Genomic DNA, 19,311 nt, shown 5'->3' with positions numbered 1-19,311 from the left:
ACACAATAATGTAATATATTTGAAGTATTACTTAAACATGTAATGGTATGAAAGCTATTATTGCAGGAGACATCATATCTTCTCAACAAATGGAAGCTGGCTTTTTTTTAAATGAGCTCGATAAAGTACTTAACCAACTTCAAGAAGTTGATTTATTTCACATTTATAGAGGAGACAGTTTTCAACTACTTATAAAAGAAACCTCAACGGCGTTACTAGTTTGTCTCAAAATAAAAACAGCTCTTAAACGTAAAGGAATAGCTGCACGCATGGCTATAGGATTAGGTGATGTAGAATTAATACAAAACAACATTGCCATATCAACAGGTAGTGCATTTACAAGATCTGGTGCTTTACTAGATTCTCTCAAAGAATTAAAACAAAATATAATGGTAGATAGTGGTAATACTCACTACGACACCTATATCAACACGTCGTTACAACTAGCCCTTACCTTTATGGATAGTTGGACCAATAATGGCGCCGAGGTCCTTTTTGAGGTTTTAAATCATCCCGATCAAACTCAGCAACAAATAGGTGAACGACTAGGAATAAAACAATCTACTGCCAGCCGCAGATTAGATAGAGTACAATTAAAAGAGGTACAGGCTCTATTGGAGTTATTTGAAAAGTATTATTTTAAGGACATCAATCATGGAACTACTATTTAAATTACTGCTCGCTCATTTATTAGGCGATTTTGTCCTGCAATCCGATAGCTTTACTAAGAAGAAGGAAAAAAACGGGTTATCATCCTATCACCTATACCTACATGCTTTGATACACGGCTTACTAAGTCTTGTACTTGTATGGGATCTAGAAATGTGGTACATAGCATTAATTATAACCGTTACTCACTTACTTATAGATGCGCTCAAAATTAAATTGACAAGAAAAAAGAACAAACGCTGGATGTTTACCGCAGATCAAGTGGCACATCTTATCGTTATATTAATACTCGTCAATTTTCATTTAGGAAAAAACGAGATCGTTCCAGATAGTTTTCCAGCTTATACCATACCCTTAATTACTTGTGTAGTACTACTTACATCACCAGTAGCCATTATGCTCAAAGTGTTTTTCACACAATGGAAATTAACCGAAAAAGATACTGGCATCTATGGGCTCAAAAATGCAGGTCGCTGGATAGGAATTATTGAGCGATTACTCATTTTTGTTTTTGTAATCACCGATAACTTTAGCGCAGTCGGTTTATTACTCACTGCAAAATCGGTTTTTAGGTTTGGTGATTTAAGCAAGGCAAAAAATATGAAGCTTACCGAGTATGTGTTAATAGGAACATTGCTTAGTTTTGGTATCGCCATTTTAACTGGCCTATTCTTTAAAAATTATATCGCATGAAACGTATTTTAGGAGTAATTCTAGCCACCATTTTAATTATGGCCGTTCTATGGTACACCTTTTTGTACTATGCCACCTATTCCGACGGATACCGTACCGGTGAATTAATTAAATTCTCCAGTAAAGGTGTTGTGGTTAAAACTTGGGAAGGTGAAATTTCTCAAGGTATAAGCGGTGCTCAAATATTTTCATTTTCAGTAATGGATCATGAAAAAGAGGTCATTGAGAAATTAAAAGAGTATCAAGGTCAATACGTAAAATTAAAATACGAAGAAAAATTTGGCACTTTCTTTTTTTGGGGTGATACAAAGTATTTCATTACTGAGGTCAGTAAAGAACAAAGCCCTCATTTTAATCGCGAATAACTTGTGATGCATTACGCTTTCGCGAAAGCGTAATAACGATCAAACACTTTAAAATAAACAAGCCATGAGTTCATCAACATTTAAATCACCAGAGCAGTCCCGAGTTATGTTATCCATTCTCATGCTGCCGTCCAATGCTAATTTTTCTGGTAAAATTCACGGTGGTTATGTGTTATCATTAATTGATCAAATTGCATTTGCCTGCGCATCAAAACACAGTGGTCATTACTGTGTTACAGCAAGTGTTGATGTAGTGGATTTTAAAGCTCCAATAGAAGTAGGTGAAATGTTGACTCTTAGAGCATCAGTCAACTATGTAGGAAGATCCTCGATGGTAGTAGGTATACGAGTAGATTCTGAAAACATTCAAACTGGTGAGTCAAAACACTGTAATTCTTCATTTTTAACCATGGTTGCCAAAGATGAAAATGGAAATACCGTGACAGTACCAGGGCTTAAAATTACTAACGAGACTCACGTAAGGAGGTTTGCTCGTGCTATAAAGAGAAAACAAATTAAAATCAAAAGTGCCAAAGAAATCGCCGAAGCAAATTTCTCTGACACTAAATACCTAGAAGAGTTTAAAAACTATAATGTTCAGGTAAAATTGTAACGTTTTAGGCAACCACCATCTTCTCTTCTGACTCAAAAACATAACTCTGTAATTTTTGCAGAGTGTTTCTCTTATATTCCGTATTAATCAATAAGGAAATATTGTTATTACTACCACCATAAGCGATCATGCGCACTGTAACGTCTTGAAGGATATTAAATAATTGTGGTGTATCCTGATGGTAGATTATATTATTTCCTACTATACATACGATACTCATTCCTACATCAACCTCTACGCTTGCGATTTGTTCAAGTTCATTTACAATAGCATCTATATGAGTTGCATCATCTATGGTTAACGAAACAGCAATTTCTGAGGTAGTGACCATGTCAATAGGAGTTTGGAATTTCTCAAACACTTCAAATACCTTTTTTAGAAATCCATGGGCTTGCAACATGCGCGCCGATTTTATTTTAATAGCATAGATACCATCCTTTGCGGCTATAGCCTTGATTCCTTCACCATGTACTTGTTGAGTAATCAATGTCCCATAGGCATCTGGTACCATCGTGTTTTTTAATCTTACAGGAATATTTAAATCTCTAACCGGCATGACGGTTTGTGGATGCAGAATTTTTGCTCCAAAGTAAGCCAGCTCAGCCGCCTCATCAAAAGATATCTTTTGTATAGCGGTTGTATTTTCAACGTACCGTGGATCATTATTATGAAACCCATCAATATCAGTCCAAATTTGAACCTCTTCTGCTTGGATTGCTGCTCCTATTATAGATGCGGTATAATCACTACCACCGCGTTGTAAATTAGATATTTGACCTTGAACATCTAGGCAAATAAAACCTTGAGTGATATAAATGTCAGCTTGTTGATTATCATCAAGAATCCTGTTCAAATTTTGTTGAATGTAAAAAGAGTCAGGCTCATGTTGTTGATCTACACGCATAAAATCAAGTGCTGGTAATAAAACAGCATTAATACCTTCTTGAATTAAAAATCGGCTGAATATAAATGTAGAAAGCAATTCACCTTGCGCAACTATCGTATTATGAACTAGCTCGTTATACTTGCTTTTCGTTTGCTCTATGAGTGTTTCATAAACAGACAGCACATACTTGCTTACTTCTTCTTTCAATTGTTGATTTTGAAGCAAATCCTCTACCACTTGAGCATATTTGACAAGTAGTTCTTCAATTAATTCTAGCGCATTATCTCGATCACCTGCTTTGAGTTGTTCCGAAATTTCAACTAGGGCATTAGTCGTTCCAGACATGGCCGATAGTACTACTATCTTTTGTGTTCCATCGTTAATGATAGATCTCACATTGTTCATATTTTCAATAGAGCCTACTGATGTACCACCAAACTTTAATACCAACATTTCAATAAATTTTTGGCAAACTTACGTCTGACTTGCAATTTGAGTAAATTATTACTGATATTTGAATAAAATTACACAACTTGTTATATAATTAACAAAATGAAAACTGTATCAGAATGTGTTGAGGAGATATTACTCACACAACCCTTTTTAGAAGAAGCACTTGCCAGACGTATAATCAACTTTTCAGCACTTGCTGAAGAGCTACGAGAACCTATAAGCGATATGCTGAGGAAACCTATCAAGACAGGAGCAGTAATGATGGCATTAAGACGTTATAATCCACCCAACAATTTAAGACACTCTAATAAATTAAAAACGGTTTTAAAAATCTAGGTGATATAACAGTGCGCTCAAATCTGGTTGACTATACGTTTCAAAACTCAAGCACATTAATGATAAGCCATAGTAAGATGATATCATCCATAGAGACGAATGTATTTTATGGCTTTTCCAGAGGTACACATGAGAGTAATCTAGTGATTTCTGCCAGTCAAAAGCAAAAAATTGAAAAGCATTTTACTAATGAACATCTTATTGGACTTCAAGAAAATTTATGCGCGATAAGTATCGGATTACCTGAAATTAATACTAAAATCCCAGGTCTATACTACCAAATATTTAAGAGGTTTGCTTGGGAAGGTATTTCGTTATACGAGGTAATCTCTACTACAAATGAGTTCAGTGTACTTGTTGAAGATCACATGGTTGACAAAGCTTTTTCTGCAATAAAAAAATTAAGCTATAAGTCATAAATTGAAATACAAACAATTCATGATATAGCTTTTACTTATGTGAAACAATCAGTTTTACGCTTTTTCTTTCATGTGGTTGATTCGCTTTCGCGAAAGCGTGAATAGTCACTTACTTTCTAAAAAACTCGTACCAAGTTAAATCCAAAATAAAATCTACCTTCGGTCCAATCACCTGTGCCACCGCTCAAAAAGTTATTGGTCAACATAGGCTGGGCATTTGTAAAATGCATTTGAAAAACGTGTCCACCTGTTTCCAAATCCACTCCTATACTTAATGGATTAACGAAATTGTTCTCACTAGCACGGTTCAAATGATAGCCATAATCGGCATTTATACTCCATCTATTAGACAACTTATACCTAGCTCCTACTCCAAGCGCATATTGAGTGTTATCTTGTTCATCAACCGGAACGAAGCCTTGATGAAAAAGAGTCGGGCTAATTTGTGCACTAAAACGATCAGAGAATTTACGGGCAGCGATAAATTGTAAAGTAGCACCGGTGCGGTCAATAAATTCAATACCTGGATAAAGTTCTTCATTTAAGGCGCTGTAAAAATCTGCTGCTGTAAATAATGAAATGGTGAAGGGAAAGCCCTGCTTTTCTTGTGATTTAAGCTTGAATTTACCAGCTAGTTGGTATGTTTTATTGAATCCGCTACGGCTTGCTTCTAGATGCATCCAATCGGTTACTCCATATACAAATTGAAATCTGGTCACGGCGTTGTCAAGTCCAAAAAGATCGTCTATTCCGTTTTCTACACTACCAAATCTGTGAGATATTATAACCTGAAACTCATTTTTTGCAACCAATTTGGTAGTCTCAAAATTTACCACTTTAAGAGATTTCCAAGTACTGGTAACTTGGTTATCGTCTTGAATGTCGAGTCCATCTAATAGATCATCTTGACCGGTAACAAAAAAAGGTAGTAGTAATAAAAGTAGAAATTTGTTCATTCTAAAAAGAGGTGTTTGTAATACTTACAATACGGATTAAACGCTATTAATATTTAACAAATTTTGCAACAGACACTGCATCTTCTACCATTACACGAGTGATGTATATACCACTAGACAAATGAGTTACATCTAATTCATTTTGATCCTGAATTTTTGATTCTAGAACAAGGTTACCTTGCATGTTATAAACTTGTATTTGAGCAGCACTTGCGTTTTCTAGGGCTATGCTTACTTTATCCATTACTTGAGTAGGATATAAAGTAAAGTCTGATAATTTACTATCAATAGTGGTAAGAACAGCGTTTGAGGATCCTGTAATTACTTGATCACCACTGTTACCACTAGCACCGTTTGCTTGTAAGGCTGCATAATAAAAAGTTACCGCTCCTACATCGCTTGCTGGCGCTGTCCAATTGAAGCTCCAGTTGTTTTGACTAGATCCTGCTGCTGTGTGAGTCAATCCTGATCCACCTGATCTCAATTGACTACCTGTTCCTGTGGTCCAAGTTCCAATTTTGTTACCGCTGTCATCTTCTGCTGTAATGTTAAAACCAAATTTTGAAACTGATGATCCCGTTATGGCTAGATTTAAATTATAGGCTTGATTTGCATTATATGTCGCAGGTACACCACTTAATGCTGCACTTCCACCGTGATTTGCTCCTGGCGCGTGACATGCGGTACAATTTTGATTGTTATCTCCTGGCGAACCAGAAAAATTACCTGTTTGCCCACCAGTAAAACCTACTAATACTAGCAGCGCTACCGGTATTGCTGTTAAAATCGAATAAAAAGAGTAATTATTTTTCATCATCATTTGAGTTTTGTGGGTTAAGAATGTATGCTTGATCTATTTTTACTTCTCCTAAAAGATCATCGTAACCTATGCATCGGCCTTTTACTGTATAAGTGTGATTAAGAGGAAATTTAGTTGGGTTTGCGAGTTGAATGAAAACATTAAAATCTAATGTCATTTCTTGCGCCGCTTTATCTGTTGCTACACCAGTAACCTCTATAACTTGATCCAGAATTAATTTATCGTTTTCTAGGTCATCATCAGTGAGCATTAAAATTAAATCTTGAGAATTTAATTTTATGGTAGCACTTTCGTTCTTTATATCCTTATGATCCTGATAAACATAATTGTAACTGAGGACTCCAACAAGTACAAGCAGAATAAGAAATATGTATAAGTATTTTCTATTCAAATTGATAAACTATAAACAAATTAACTTTAAAGATTATCAATAATATAAAAAATTCTTGTCATTTTTAATATATACTTATATTTATACTGAATTCAATATATTTTAATGAGGCTTTTTCTTACTTTTTTGTTTATTTCCCTACTTATATCATCTTGTAGTGAAACAAGTCCAGATGATTTTGAAGAAATGCAAAATGATCCACAACCACAGGTTGTAACTTATGATGGCTCCATAAAGACAATCATGCAAAACTCTTGTGTGAGTTGTCATCAAAATGCTGCTCCTAGTGGTGGATTAAGACTGGAAACTTATGATCAAGTACGTAACAGTACCGAAAACGGTACTCTTATAGATAGGATAACCAGACAACCTGGCGATCCATTATTAATGCCACAAGGAACAAATGGTTTACCTCAATCTTCTATAGACCTTGTCCTAAGATGGCGAGATGGTGGATTCATAGAAAATTAATTCATCATGAAAAATCTCACGCTTTTAATAACGGTAACTTTATTTCTACTGGTAAATCTTCAAAGAGAACGGTTTTTAACTAGAACAGGACAAGTTCAATTTAATGCCAGCGTTCCTAGCTTTGAGCCTGTTGAGGCTATAAACAATAATGCCACCATTGTACTGGATGTTAAATCTGGAGAGCTAGCCGCTCTTGTACTACTTAGAGGTTTTAAATTTCCCATTGCACTTATGGAAGAGCACTTTAATGAGAATTATGTAGAAAGCGATACCTATCCTAAAGCTGTTTTAAAAGGAACTTTGGCAGAGTTCTCCTCTACTGCACTTGATGATGCGCTATTGCATGAATATACCTTTAATGGCACCATAGAATTACATGGAAAAAAAGAACTATTAGAGTTTCCAGTTAATTTAACCCAAAGTGGCGAGCAAGTAAAGCTAACAGCTAACTTCACCTTATTACCAGAGCAATTTAATATTGAAATCCCTTCTATTGTTAGTAATAAAATCGCTGATGAAATTAATGTATCTGTAAACGCGGTTTTAGAAAAAAGATAAGCTTTATTTTACCTTCTTTGCATTAAGTTCTTCCATAAAGAAATCGTCATTTGGGACATCAAATGAAATACCGATCACGTTATTATAAGCATCGGTTTCAAAATTCACAGTTCCAAAACTGAACCAGACCTGTGGATGATCCCACTTCATTTCAAAAGCATTGTAATTGAAATGAGACAAGGTACTTGATAGTAAAGGGCTGTGTTCCCAGATCAATTGTAGCTCACCGTTTTTCTCCTTTACGTAAAAATTACCATAAGCCGGAGTATGATAAGTCCCATCAACTCTTCTTTAGTAACAGTAGGCGTTGTGTTTTTAACACGAGCGGCCTTTCTATCTGCAATTCTTGTATCACTAGCTTTCCACTTATTATAGCCGTTAAGCATTTCTTTACTCCAATCCTTCATCGGCCTGTTTAAAAACCTATCAAAAACAAAATAAGCAATAGCATTAGTTGGAGCTTTTACTCCGTTTGTTAAAACCACAACGCCCAGTTTTTCATCAGGTAACATTTGAACTGTAGATATCATACCATCGTATCCACCACCATGGCCTACTTGAAAATGCTCTTGATAATTTGTGATAAACCAACCTAGACCGTAACCGTTAAAAGCCTGACCTCTACCATTGCGATTTACTTGATTCACCTCAAATGAGTTTTGTAAACTCCACATTTTATTGCGATTGTTTTCATTAAATAAGGTATCGGTTTTATAAACCCCATGATTCATGTTAAATATAATCCATTTACCCATATCGTGAACACTAGAAATCAAACCACCTGTAGATCTTACATTATCCCAGGCAACGTGATCGATTTTATAATTAGTATCACCAGATCTACCATGAGGTGTCGCTACATTGCTATTAGAACCATAATCATTTACACTTACTACAGTGTCATCCATTTCTAGAGGTTTTAAAAAACGCTCGGTAACATTATCTTTAAAAGACTTACCTGTTACTTTTTCTATCACTGCGCCTGCTGTTATAAACATCAAATTAGAGTATCCATATCCATCCCTAAATTCATACGCTTGTGGTACAAATTTGATTCTCTTTACTATTTCTTCGGTAGATAATTCGCTTTTATACCAAATAGCGTCGCCAGAAAAAGTGCCTAACCCCACATTATGACTAAGTAAATCTTTAATGGTTACCATACGACTAATGGTAGGGTCATACACTTCAAAGTAAGGTAAGTAAGATTGAACTTTATCGTTCCAATCTAATTTTCCTTCCTCAACTAACTGAGCAATAATAGCTGCTGTAAAGGCCTTGGTATTACTGGCAATGGCATATAAGGTGTGCTCATCGGGCTTCTGTTTCTTCCCTATTTCCATAACACCGTATCCCTTTTCAAATACAATTTCTCCATCCTTTACAATAGCCACACTCAAACCAGGTATATCCCATTCCTTCTGAGTGCTAGTGATATACTTATCTATTTCTTTGAGATCTACATTTTGGGCTGTAAATAATTGAGCGGTGAACAAAAAGGCTATTAATATTCTCATGATCTGTATTTAAAAATGGTAAGATAATATTTGTTACGCTTTCGCGAAAGCGTAATCTCACCAACACCTTTCAATCAATCGATCTACTCACTCCTTGGGATTTATAGGATTTTAGTAAATACTTTCTTATACCAAGGTTGTGGATAAATGATTACCTTCACCCTAAATACTGGCTTAACCAAGACTTCCTTTTATGAACAACGACCGACTTAATGACCTTATTTACAAGCTGCAATATCTAGAGCGGAAACAAGAAGAGTATGCACGCAACATGAAGCAGTTACGTGAGGAAATTCAAGCTTTTAAGAAGGACAGCTTGGTACAGGAATCTCAGGATCAACCAGTAAAACAACAACCTAAACCTGTATCAGAATTAACTGAAACCGTTGAGAAAAAACAAACCTCAACCGAACAGCCAATAAAAAAGTTTGACAAGCTAGATCCACAGGTTAATGATAGGTTTAATGATGAGAATAAAAAAACCTCAACAAACAGCCTAGAAAAATTTGTAGGAGAAAATCTGCTTAATAAAATCGGTATTTTAATCACAATTATTGGGGTAATTATTGGGGTGAAGTATTCAATTGAAAATAACCTGATAAGCCCACTTACTAGAATTATTCTAGGTTATATCACTGGTATTTCGTTACTGGGAATCGGAATTAAGCTAAAGAAGAAATACGAACCATACAGTGCGGTGCTAGTAAGTGGTGCGATGTGTGTGATGTATTTTGTCACCTTTTCTGGGTATAGCTTCTACCATTTATATTCACAATCGGTCGCCTTTATTTTGATGGCCTTATTTACCCTATTTACCGTAATCACAGCACTTAAATACGACCGCTCTATTATCGCACATTTAGGACTTATAGGCGCCTATGCCGTACCTTTTTTTTTAAGTGATGGTTCTGGTAGGATGGCGATACTGTTTAGCTATATTTCTCTTATTAATTTTGGAATTCTTGCCATTGCCTTTAAAAAGGAATGGAAATCACTTTACTATGTTGCCTTTGGCGCTACGTGGCTCATTTTTATAACTTGGTCAATAACCAGCTATGACGTAAACGATCACCTAGGTAAAGCTCTGTTCTTTTCTAGTCTTATTTTTCTCACCTTTTATACGATGTTCATCGTTTACAAACTGGTACAAAAAGAAGTGTATACGGTAATCGATATTGTCATGCTACTGGCGAATTCGTTATTATTTTTTGCGACCGGTTATTTACTCCTAGAGTCCCATTCAAGTACAAGGGATTTTACTGGATTATTCACTCTATTAAATGCTGTAATTCACTTTATAGTTGCTGTTATAATCCATAAGAAGCAATTAGCTTCAAACAATTTATTTTATTTGGTTGCTGCCCTAGTGTTAAGTTTTACTACCCTTGCAATTCCTGTTCAGCTCGATGGTGAATGGGTAACTGTATCATGGACAGTTCTCGCTGCTGTTCTTTTTGCAATAGGGCGAATTAAAAATATTGCTCCCTATGAAAAAATAGCTTACGTGATTATTGTTCTAGCTACCTTGAGTTTGATTGAAGACTGGGATCAACTTGACCGTGAGATTTATGATTCAAATTTGAAAGCGTTGTGGCATTCTACCTTTTTTACAGGATTGTTTTATATAATAGGATTAGGTAGCATCAATTATCTCTATTTTAATAAAAAGCGAGCGATTCCAGAATTCACGATTACTGGATTCTTTCACGTAATGCATTATGTTTTACCATCATTATTAATAATGATGTCTTATGTAATTTTTAAAGTTGAAATTGATATTTACTGGGAACATGCACGTAACATATCAAGCAAAACGCTCACAGCCTTGTATGGTGGTACACGCTATGATAGAAATGTAACTTTACTACATGACACTTGGCTTTTGTTTTATTCGTTTGGATTTGTGGCTTTACTAGCAGGAATTAATTTAAAATGGATTAAAAACAAAATACTTGGCCAAGTCAATTGTGGGTTTATAGGATTTTCTATTCTTGTGCTCCTGATAGCAGGATTGTGGAACTTCAGTGAGCTTAGGGATTCCTATTTAGATAGAGTTAAGGATGGTTATACCAGTATTTCTTTAAGGCAGGTCAATTTGAGGTATCTAGGAATCACTACAGCTGTATTACTGCATTACCTTATACGATTACATTATAAGGAAAACTACCTAGGTAAAGCCTTTGCTAAGCCCATAGTTTTGTTTGTACACACTACTATTCTATGGATTTTGAGCAGTGAATTATTGCACTGGATGGATTTTGCTGGAGTAAGCAATAACTACAAGTTGGGTTTAAGTATTCTGTGGGCTGTATATTCATTAGGTTTAGTAATTCTAGGAATTTGGAAACGCAAACAATACATTAGAATCACTGCCATAACCTTATTTGGACTTACACTGGTAAAATTGTTTTTCTACGACCTCACCTATTTGAACACCATTTCTAAAACTATAGTATTTATAAGCATAGGAGCTTTGATGCTGATTGCATCCTTCTTGTACAATAAATTCAATAAACAAATCTCAGATGAATCAGAAGAATAAACTGGCATTTCTCTTTCTTTTTATAGCCTCATTGACTTTTGCTCAACTTCATACTTATGAGTATAAGCGCAGTATAGAGCAACCGACAGATAGTTGGCACAAAATAAATCTAAAGCCAGAAATGTATAAGCATCTCAATCAACGATTGTCTGATATGCGTATTTATGGAGTTTCTAAAACAGATACAACGCAGGTTCCATTTTTAATGCATTCAAGCGCTAGTAAAAAAGTAAATAGAGATCTTGCTTTTGAACTTATCAATCAAACCAAAAATGAAGATGGAATTTTCTTTACTTTTAAATTGGAGGACGCACAAGTAATAAATAAAATACATCTAGACTTTATTGAGACAAACTTTGATTGGAAGATTCAACTAGATGCTAGCAATGACCAAAAAGAATGGTATACCTTACTAGACGATTACAGAATTACTAGTATTAAAAACAAACAGGTTACTTATCAATATAGTCAATTGCATTTTGAATCTAGTGAATATCAATACTATCGAGTGTTAGTTAAAAACATAGATAAAGCAGAGCTAGACCGAGCGAGATTAAGACGTTTTGAAGTAGAAAAAGGAGAGAACATCTCATACCCATCAACAATCACAAAAAAGGAAACAACAAATTCAAATGAAAGTCTCGTATTTGCTGAAATGGATGATACTGCGCGCATAAGTAGAGTTCTTATTAACATTAAATCAAATTTCGATTACTACCGTCCTTTTAAGCTAGAATATTTAGCTGATAGTGTAAAATTAGATGATGGTTATCGCTATCAGTATGCCACCTTAATTACAGGTGTTTTAGATTCTAGTAGCGATAATACCTATACCTTTCCAGCAACCACTTGTAAAAAGATGCGATTAAACATTTATAACGGTAGCAATGAACCTTTATACGTAGACTCTTTTAACGTATCAGGGTTTAGAGATTATTTGTTAGCTCGATTTACAAAGGAAGCCGATTTTTTTCTCGCCTATGGTAAAGAAAACGATCAACTACCTAGCTATGATATTGAAAAATTTAAAGACAACATCCCTGAAGAACTCACCTCATTATCCTTAGGAGAAGAGATTTTAATCATTCCCAATCAACCAATGGTAGAAGAAAAAGGTTTGTTTGAAAACAAATTGTGGTTGTGGATTCTCATGATTTTGGCAATCGTAATTATGGGTGGATTTACATTGAAAATGTTGAGGAGTGAGAGTTGAGTTAATCAAACTTAATCCTCTTCTCATCTCTCTTAATCTGCTTTTCTAATTTATTTTTCCAAGGAAAGCTTATCCACATACCTATAATTCCAAAAAATAGTAAGCCTAAGACTTGATTAGTTTTTGTAAGTTGTCTGTTAGGCGCAAGGTTTAAAACATACCAAACACCATAAAACGAGATAGGTAAACTCAAAAAACTTAAATAATACCACTTAAAAGTGTATCCCGTCATAACCTGAGATAAAAGCTCTGGTTTTGCAAATTTTACAATAAGAAACGCAACAAAAACTAAGGAATAAGCAATAATTAAACCTCTAAAAATACTGGCGTGTTTGCGTATTTTATCTTTTTTGTCGTTAGTCATTTTCTACCTGATTTTTTAAGTTCTACTTCTGCCTCGTGCAACCAAAAACACAATCCTATTAATCCTAATATTAAGACCGTCAACGAGGAAAATACTTTTTTGCTCGTGCTGGTTGTAGAAAACATCCAAGTAACCACAGCTGCATAACTGCCCAACAACAAAAAGCTTATTAATATCCAGATCCAATCTACATAGATCACATCTAATCCTGTCATAGGAAAAAGCCTATAAAGTAATTGAACTAGGAACAATAGAAATAGCAAAACAGTTGCAGATTTAATAACAGTTACATGGCTTCTCATATTATTTAAAAATAAAAGCCTTTGTTCAAACAAACAAAGGCTTTATCAATTAATTTAATTTGATATTATTTACTTAAATACATACGTCGACGTGCATATAAATCGTAGAACTCGTCATCCTTAAGGCTGTCTACAAATAAAATACTCTCACCGGTTGATTTCATTTCTGGACCTAATCTCTTGTCTACATTTGGAAATTTATTGAATGAAAACACAGGTTGCTTAATCGCATAACCTTCTAATTGTGGATTAAATTCAAAGTCAGTAACCTTTTTCTCTCCTAGCATTATTTTAGTAGCATAGTTTACATACGGTTCTCCGTAAGCTTTAGCAATAAAAGGTACTGTACGAGATGCTCTAGGATTAGCCTCGATAATGTAAACCGTATCATCTTTGATTGCAAACTGTATGTTGATCAAACCAACAGTCTTAAGTGCAAGTGCGATTTTTTTAGTGTGATCTTTAATTTGCTGCATTACAAGATCTCCTAGATTAAAAGGAGGCAATGTAGCGTTAGAATCACCAGAGTGTATTCCACATGGTTCAATGTGTTCCATTATACCTATGATATATACATTTTCACCATCACAAATAGCATCTGCTTCAGCCTCTATGGCACCATCTAGATAATGATCTAGCAAAAGAACGTTATTAGGTATTTTTCTTAAAATATCAACAACGTGTGCTTCTAGTTCTTGTTTATTGATCACAATTTTCATCCCTTGACCACCAAGTACGTATGAAGGACGCACTAGAATCGGGAAATCTAATTCATCGGCTACTTTCAAGGCCTCATCTGGCGTTGTTGCTGTATCAAATTTAGGATAAGGTATGTTGTTCTCTTTTAACAAGGTTGAAAAACGTCCACGATCTTCAGCTAGGTCAAGCGCGTCGTAGCTTGTACCCATAATTTTAATACCGTAACGATCTAGTTTCTCAGCTAGTTTAAGCGCTGTTTGTCCACCTAATTGAACTATAACTCCTTCTGGCTTTTCATGACGAATAATATCATAAATATGTTCCCAGAATACAGGTTCAAAATACAGCTTATCTGCTGTGTCAAAATCGGTAGACACAGTTTCAGGATTACAGTTAATCATGATAGTCTCATAACCACATTCCTGAGCAGCATATACACCATGAACACAACAGTAATCAAATTCAATACCTTGGCCTATACGGTTAGGACCTGATCCTAATACAATAATTTTCTTTTTATCCGATACAACACTTTCATTTTGCGCAAACCTCTTACCATCGGCAGTTTGCATCTCTGCCTCAAAGGTTGAGTAGTAATAAGGTGTCATAGCAGGAAATTCTGCAGCACACGTATCTACAAGCTTATAAACACGGTTAATGTTCATCTCGTCTCTTTTGTTGTATACCTCACTTTCTAGGCAACCTAGCATGTGTGCTATCTGTCTATCGGCAAATCCTTTTTGTTTAGCCTCTAAGAGTAGCTTTCGCGAAAGCGTGTTTATATCAAACTTTGAAATCTCCTTTTCTAGTTGGTGCAATTCCTCAAACTGCTGTAGGAACCACATGTCGATACGCGTGATCTCATGAATACGTGAAAGAGAAATTCCCATTTCGATAGCATCATACAGTGCAAAAACCCTATCCCAACTTGCATTGGTCAACTTATCAATCACTTGATTGTAGTCACGGTAACCCTTACCATCGGCACCTAGTCCGTTTCTTTTAATTTCCAGTGACTGTGTTGCTTTGTGCAAAGCTTCTTGGAATGATCTACCAATTCCCATCACCTCACCTACGGCTTTCATTTGTAAGCCTAGTGTGCGGTCTGAGCCTTCAAACTTATCAAAGTTCCATCGTGGAATTTTAACAATTACATAATCGATTGTAGGTTCAAACAAGGCAGATGTACTACCAGTGATCTGGTTGTTCAACTCATCTAGGGTATAACCTAAAGCAAGTTTAGTAGCTATTTTTGCGATTGGATAACCGGTAGCTTTACTTGCAAGCGCCGATGATCTAGAAACACGAGGATTTATTTCAATGGCAATGATTTCCTCTTTTTCGTCTGGACTAACAGCAAATTGAACATTACAACCACCTTCAAATTCACCTATACTGCGCATCATATGGATAGCCATATCACGCATTTTTTGATACGTACGATCTGATAAGGTCATAGCAGGTGCTACTGTAATAGAATCACCTGTATGAATTCCCATAGGATCCATGTTTTCAATTACACAGATGATTACTACGTTATCATTTTTATCGCGTAATAATTCTAATTCGTATTCTTTCCAACCTAGCAAGGCTTTATCGATCATTACTTCATGAATAGGAGAAGCCTCTAGTCCACGACGTAGTAATTCATCATAATCTTCTTCCTTGTGAACAATTGCTGCTCCTGCACCACCTAAAGTAAAGGATGATCTTATACAAAGAGGAAATCCGAATTCCTGCGCAATTTCTTTTCCTTTTAAGAATGATGTAGCAGTAGCTTGTGGCGCCATACCTACACCTATTTTTTCCATGAGTTCTCTAAACTTCTCACGATCCTCGGTGATATTAATAGCATCAATATTTACACCGATTAAGTCTACACCGTGCTCTTCCCAAATTCCTTTTTCTTGAGCTTCAATACACAAGTTAAGAGCTGTTTGTCCTCCCATTGTCGGTAACACTGCATCAATTTGTGGATGCTCTTTTAGAATCTTTCTAATTGAGTTTGTGTTAAGCGGTAGCAAGTATACATGATCTGCCATACTAGGGTCAGTCATAATAGTCGCAGGATTTGAATTGATAAGTATGGTTTCAATACCATCTTCACGCAGTGATCTCAATGCTTGAGAACCTGAGTAGTCAAATTCACATGCTTGTCCAATAATAATTGGACCGCTACCTATAAGTAATATGGATTTTAAGTCTGATCGTTTAGCCATCGGTGTGGAAATGTGTAATTTAGGAATTCAAAGATAAGTTATAAAAAAAGGCGTTAACCCTTAAGATTAACGCCTTTATTAAGTAATAATGAACAATCATTATTTTTTATGTCTTCTTTCAGTAGAAACAGATAATTTTTTACGTCCTTTTGCTCTACGACGAGCTAGTACTTTACGACCGTTTGCTGAAGCCATACGCTCGCGGAAACCGTGTTTGTTTCTTCTTTTTCTCTTACTAGGTTGATATGTTCTCTTCTGTGCCATAGCTCAAAAATCTGTTTCAATAAATTATAAAGAAGGTACCATACCTTCATTTTAAATCGGGTGCAAAGATAATCTTATTTTATACATGTACAATAGTTAAGAAAAGTTTTTTTGATTATTTCACTTCCGCGAAAGCGTAACTTTTAATTAATTCTTCCAATAATTAATTCTATCGGTATTAGATTAATGTGGTTTTGAACGTCCTCTAAATCATTCTTAGAATAAAATTCCCACCAAAAGTCCTTAACTATCCCTTTTTCTTTTATGGCACAAGGTTTCAACATTTGCCAATTATACCTTAGATTTTTAATATTTCTTTGGTTGTAACATGGAACAACAAACCCATAATCAAAATAGTCAACCTGTATACCAAGCCAACCATATGCTGGGATCTCAACACCAGAAGTAATTACTTTTTCTAATGGTTACCCTCAATTTGTTTGACTAGAAAAGCTTAATACGGATAATAGTAGAAATAGTAAATTAAATTTTTTCATGGTTTAATTTTATGCTTCGTTAAGAAGCGGTTAGTGAAATTAAACCACGGTGGCTTTGATTAATTAACACTTGTAAGAGTATAAAAAAACCTAATTAAGAAGATTAATCTAACACTTCTAAATTAATATTTATTTTAGAACAAGAATCTACTGTTGCATCCTTTAAAAAAATAGAATCATTTCTTTTTGAAGCAAAGAATTTCTTGACATTCTTATCCTTTTTTGAAGGCGCCTCTTTTATATTAAGGGAGCCTTTTATGGGAGATAAGCAGATTACAAAAGTTTCTCCAGAGTTAACAAGAATCCTTTCAATTATTTTAATATTAATAACATGAGAACGATTGCTTGTAATATTAATTTGATAGTTCTCGTTATTCACCTTTCTTATATATCCAGTGGATTCATTAAGAACAAAAAAATCTACCTTACAAACAGCTCCTTTACTTCCCGGAACCCAAATTCCTTTTTTTCTAATTGGTATATTAACATCGCGCAATAAATACGATAATGAATCAGGAACCTTTATACCAACATAAAAGGGCTGAGAGGTAATCGTCATGGGAGGCTTGCTACCCTTTAAGGCACCTAAATTTACAATTACAGGTACTTCTTCACCAAGTACAATTTCATCCAAAATTTGTTCAGGGCTTTTAATGTTGATAGTTTCTTTATTAAAAAGACTCTTTTCTATAAGTATCTGATTAAAATTATGATGTAAATAAATAGAGGAACTAGTTTGAATAATTTTTTTATCAATTGTAACTATTCCATTATTGTCAGGATAAAATATTTGGTGATTTACCTCACTTACAACATCTAAATAAAATTCCTTTAGTTGGGTTTTAGAATTTAAATCATAAAATTTGAAATTTTGCTCTTGACTAAATAGTAACGCTGGACACACTAAGAGCATCCAGCGTAAGATATTTTTTAAACTATGTACAATCATTTTTTCCATCGTTTATCTAATCAGGTTCAAAATATGACAAAAGTACACTCGAAGTTTAATAGCCTGTTCAAAAGTATCCAACTCGATAAGAGAACCGCCTGTAGTATCCCAATAAGCACAACATTCAATAGAATCAATGGAGTCATGTTACCAAAAGGTCCTTAAGTCTGAATGTTACCTTTATTACAAGAAGTACATACAGCAGTTTAAAAGTATTAATTTAATAAGCATCCTTATCCATTATCTCTATTTGGATACCACTCCATCAAACTTACTTTGATGTCGGAATTAACCTCTTCAATAGATTTTTTGAATTTCTCTACATCTTGATAACCATCGGTACCGCGATAATGATAAGGAATCACCTCTTGTGGTTGAAACTGTAAAACAGCATTTGCCGCTTGCTCTATATCCATAGTATATGGTAAGTTCATACAAACAATGGCTTTATTAATATTCTCAAGATTACGCATTTCTGGAATATCCTCGGTGTCACCAGAAATGTAAACTCGATAACCGTTTTTTTCAATAACATAACCATTACCGCGTCCCTTTTCATGAAATTTTAATCTGTCTTCAGTAAGATTATACATAGGAATTGAAGTTATAGTAAAGTCCTGGATCGTTTTTACTTGTCCATTATTAAGAATTATAGGTTCAAAATCTTCTCCTAATTTATCAGCCACTGCCTGTGGTGTTATTAATGTAGCATTTCCTTGTGTTGCTTTAAGGGTTTCGGCATTCATGTGATCACCATGAATATCAGTCACGAGCTGAATATTCGGGTTTTTCATTCCTTCAAAAGCTTGTGCGCCTCCTACGGGATCCACGTAAAATACGGTTCCATCCCATTCCATGGAAAAAGTAGCATGAGATATCGGGTTTATCGACAACTCGGGTTCATAATTAGTCTGTTCTTCAACCATTACTTCTTCCTCAATGACTTCTTTTTTATTTTCCTCTTTACAAGAAAGAGTGACAGCAAGAACTAAAAAACTTAAAATAATTTTATTCATTTTGATATTTATTTGATTTTCAATAGATGTAACAATGAGTTAAAGTTAAAGTAAAGTGTTTTCGCAAAATGTTTACGTGGAGTTAAGATTTTAATAGCG

21 protein-coding genes and 1 pseudogene are annotated in these 19,311 nt (G+C 34.9%); 10 read left to right on the top strand and 12 right to left on the bottom strand.

Annotated elements, in window-relative coordinates:
* Nucleotides 1-47 precede the first annotated feature (47 nt).
* The 4 genes from BST91_RS02960 (at nt 48) to BST91_RS02945 (ending at nt 2,340) form a co-directional block, all read left to right on the top strand.
* Nucleotides 48-671 carry a SatD family protein gene (locus BST91_RS02960; protein WP_042278189.1) on the top strand — a complete coding sequence of 208 codons (624 nt, stop codon included), beginning with the start codon at nt 48-50 and terminating at the stop codon, nt 669-671.
* Nucleotides 655-1,362 (top strand): DUF3307 domain-containing protein, encoded by a 708-nt coding sequence (locus BST91_RS02955; RefSeq protein WP_085774393.1) that lies wholly within the window; start codon nt 655-657, stop codon nt 1,360-1,362. The genes BST91_RS02960 and BST91_RS02955 overlap by 17 nt, the downstream gene beginning before the upstream one ends.
* A complete protein-coding gene (locus tag BST91_RS02950) occupies nt 1,359-1,727 on the top strand; it encodes a hypothetical protein (protein ID WP_060522871.1) in 369 nt (122 codons plus the stop codon). Before BST91_RS02955 ends, BST91_RS02950 begins: the two co-directional genes overlap by 4 nt.
* Nucleotides 1,728-1,791: 64 nt before the next feature.
* Complete coding sequence (locus tag BST91_RS02945; RefSeq protein WP_060522872.1) at nt 1,792-2,340, top strand: acyl-CoA thioesterase; 549 nt, start codon at nt 1,792-1,794, stop codon at nt 2,338-2,340.
* Between the two features lie 4 nt (nt 2,341-2,344).
* On the opposite strand, the gene BST91_RS02940 is transcribed toward BST91_RS02945, so the two are convergent.
* A complete protein-coding gene (locus BST91_RS02940; protein ID WP_085774392.1) occupies nt 2,345-3,679 on the bottom strand; it encodes an aspartate kinase in 1,335 nt (444 codons plus the stop codon).
* Nucleotides 3,680-3,778: 99 nt separating this feature from the next.
* On the opposite strand from BST91_RS02940, the gene BST91_RS13235 reads away from it, so the two are divergent.
* Together BST91_RS13235 and BST91_RS13230 are read left to right on the top strand one after the other, a co-directional pair.
* Nucleotides 3,779-4,015 carry a hypothetical protein gene (locus tag BST91_RS13235; protein ID WP_244895680.1) on the top strand — a complete coding sequence of 79 codons (237 nt, stop codon included), beginning with the start codon at nt 3,779-3,781 and terminating at the stop codon, nt 4,013-4,015.
* 77 nt (nt 4,016-4,092) lie between these two features.
* On the top strand, nt 4,093-4,434 hold the full coding sequence (locus BST91_RS13230; RefSeq protein ID WP_244895678.1) for a hypothetical protein: 342 nt from the start codon (nt 4,093-4,095) through the stop codon (nt 4,432-4,434).
* A gap of 116 nt (nt 4,435-4,550) precedes the next feature.
* Here BST91_RS13230 and BST91_RS02930 read toward each other — a convergent pair whose 3' ends face one another.
* Genes BST91_RS02930 through BST91_RS02920 form a run of 3 tightly spaced genes read right to left on the bottom strand, consistent with a single transcriptional unit; the run spans nt 4,551 to nt 6,601 of the window.
* Nucleotides 4,551-5,390 (bottom strand): DUF5777 family beta-barrel protein, encoded by an 840-nt coding sequence (locus BST91_RS02930; protein WP_085774391.1) that lies wholly within the window; start codon nt 5,388-5,390, stop codon nt 4,551-4,553.
* Between the two features lie 46 nt (nt 5,391-5,436).
* The gene (locus BST91_RS02925; RefSeq protein ID WP_042278176.1) at nt 5,437-6,204 is read right to left on the bottom strand and encodes a choice-of-anchor V domain-containing protein; all 768 of its coding nucleotides are present in this window, start codon (nt 6,202-6,204) and stop codon (nt 5,437-5,439) included.
* The gene (locus tag BST91_RS02920; RefSeq protein ID WP_085774390.1) at nt 6,194-6,601 is read right to left on the bottom strand and encodes an OB-fold protein; all 408 of its coding nucleotides are present in this window, start codon (nt 6,599-6,601) and stop codon (nt 6,194-6,196) included. Before BST91_RS02920 ends, BST91_RS02925 begins: the two co-directional genes overlap by 11 nt.
* 105 nt (nt 6,602-6,706) lie before the next feature.
* Here BST91_RS02920 and BST91_RS02915 point away from each other — a divergent pair, with 105 nt between their 5' ends.
* On the top strand, nt 6,707-7,072 hold the full coding sequence (locus BST91_RS02915) for a c-type cytochrome domain-containing protein (protein WP_042278172.1): 366 nt from the start codon (nt 6,707-6,709) through the stop codon (nt 7,070-7,072).
* Nucleotides 7,073-7,078: 6 nt separating this feature from the next.
* Nucleotides 7,079-7,630 (top strand): YceI family protein, encoded by a 552-nt coding sequence (locus BST91_RS02910; RefSeq protein WP_085774389.1) that lies wholly within the window; start codon nt 7,079-7,081, stop codon nt 7,628-7,630.
* A gap of 3 nt (nt 7,631-7,633) precedes the next feature.
* On the opposite strand, the pseudogene BST91_RS13175 reads toward BST91_RS02910, so the two are convergent.
* A pseudogene (locus BST91_RS13175) lies at nt 7,634-7,849 on the bottom strand (serine hydrolase); the annotation flags it as partial.
* 20 nt (nt 7,850-7,869) lie between these two features.
* Nucleotides 7,870-9,147, bottom strand: a complete 1,278-nt coding sequence (locus tag BST91_RS02905; RefSeq protein WP_211280401.1) for a serine hydrolase domain-containing protein — start codon at nt 9,145-9,147, stop codon at nt 7,870-7,872.
* A gap of 193 nt (nt 9,148-9,340) precedes the next feature.
* Between BST91_RS02905 and BST91_RS02900 the strand changes: the two genes are divergently transcribed.
* Nucleotides 9,341-11,689, top strand: coding sequence for a DUF2339 domain-containing protein (locus tag BST91_RS02900; RefSeq protein WP_085774388.1), 2,349 nt, complete (start codon nt 9,341-9,343; stop codon nt 11,687-11,689).
* On the top strand, nt 11,673-12,902 hold the full coding sequence (locus tag BST91_RS02895) for a hypothetical protein (RefSeq protein ID WP_085774387.1): 1,230 nt from the start codon (nt 11,673-11,675) through the stop codon (nt 12,900-12,902). Before BST91_RS02900 ends, BST91_RS02895 begins: the two co-directional genes overlap by 17 nt.
* A gap of 1 nt (nt 12,903) precedes the next feature.
* Here BST91_RS02895 and BST91_RS02890 read toward each other — a convergent pair whose 3' ends face one another.
* The 6 genes from BST91_RS02890 to BST91_RS02865 all read right to left on the bottom strand — a co-directional run bounded on the left by BST91_RS02890 (nt 12,904) and on the right by BST91_RS02865 (nt 19,212).
* Nucleotides 12,904-13,266: a hypothetical protein gene (locus tag BST91_RS02890; protein WP_085774386.1), complete on the bottom strand. Its 363-nt coding sequence runs from the start codon at nt 13,264-13,266 to the stop codon at nt 12,904-12,906.
* On the bottom strand, nt 13,263-13,568 hold the full coding sequence (locus BST91_RS02885) for a hypothetical protein (RefSeq protein ID WP_085774385.1): 306 nt from the start codon (nt 13,566-13,568) through the stop codon (nt 13,263-13,265). Before BST91_RS02885 ends, BST91_RS02890 begins: the two co-directional genes overlap by 4 nt.
* 65 nt (nt 13,569-13,633) lie before the next feature.
* A complete protein-coding gene (gene carB / locus BST91_RS02880) occupies nt 13,634-16,486 on the bottom strand; it encodes a carbamoyl-phosphate synthase large subunit (RefSeq protein WP_060522887.1) in 2,853 nt (950 codons plus the stop codon).
* A 99-nt stretch (nt 16,487-16,585) separates the two neighbouring features.
* The gene (rpmH, locus tag BST91_RS02875; protein WP_042278158.1) at nt 16,586-16,750 is read right to left on the bottom strand and encodes a 50S ribosomal protein L34; all 165 of its coding nucleotides are present in this window, start codon (nt 16,748-16,750) and stop codon (nt 16,586-16,588) included.
* Nucleotides 16,751-17,350: 600 nt separating this feature from the next.
* Nucleotides 17,351-18,205: a hypothetical protein gene (locus tag BST91_RS02870; protein WP_085774384.1), complete on the bottom strand. Its 855-nt coding sequence runs from the start codon at nt 18,203-18,205 to the stop codon at nt 17,351-17,353.
* A 224-nt stretch (nt 18,206-18,429) separates the two neighbouring features.
* On the bottom strand, nt 18,430-19,212 hold the full coding sequence (locus BST91_RS02865; RefSeq protein WP_085774383.1) for an MBL fold metallo-hydrolase: 783 nt from the start codon (nt 19,210-19,212) through the stop codon (nt 18,430-18,432).
* Nucleotides 19,213-19,311 lie beyond the last annotated feature (99 nt).

The organism is Nonlabens tegetincola (genome assembly GCF_002117085.1).
GTDB classification, from domain to species: domain Bacteria; phylum Bacteroidota; class Bacteroidia; order Flavobacteriales; family Flavobacteriaceae; genus Nonlabens; species Nonlabens tegetincola.
The sequence above is the reverse complement of the archived record's forward strand: the minus strand, read 5'-3'. Positions and strand labels throughout refer to the sequence as shown.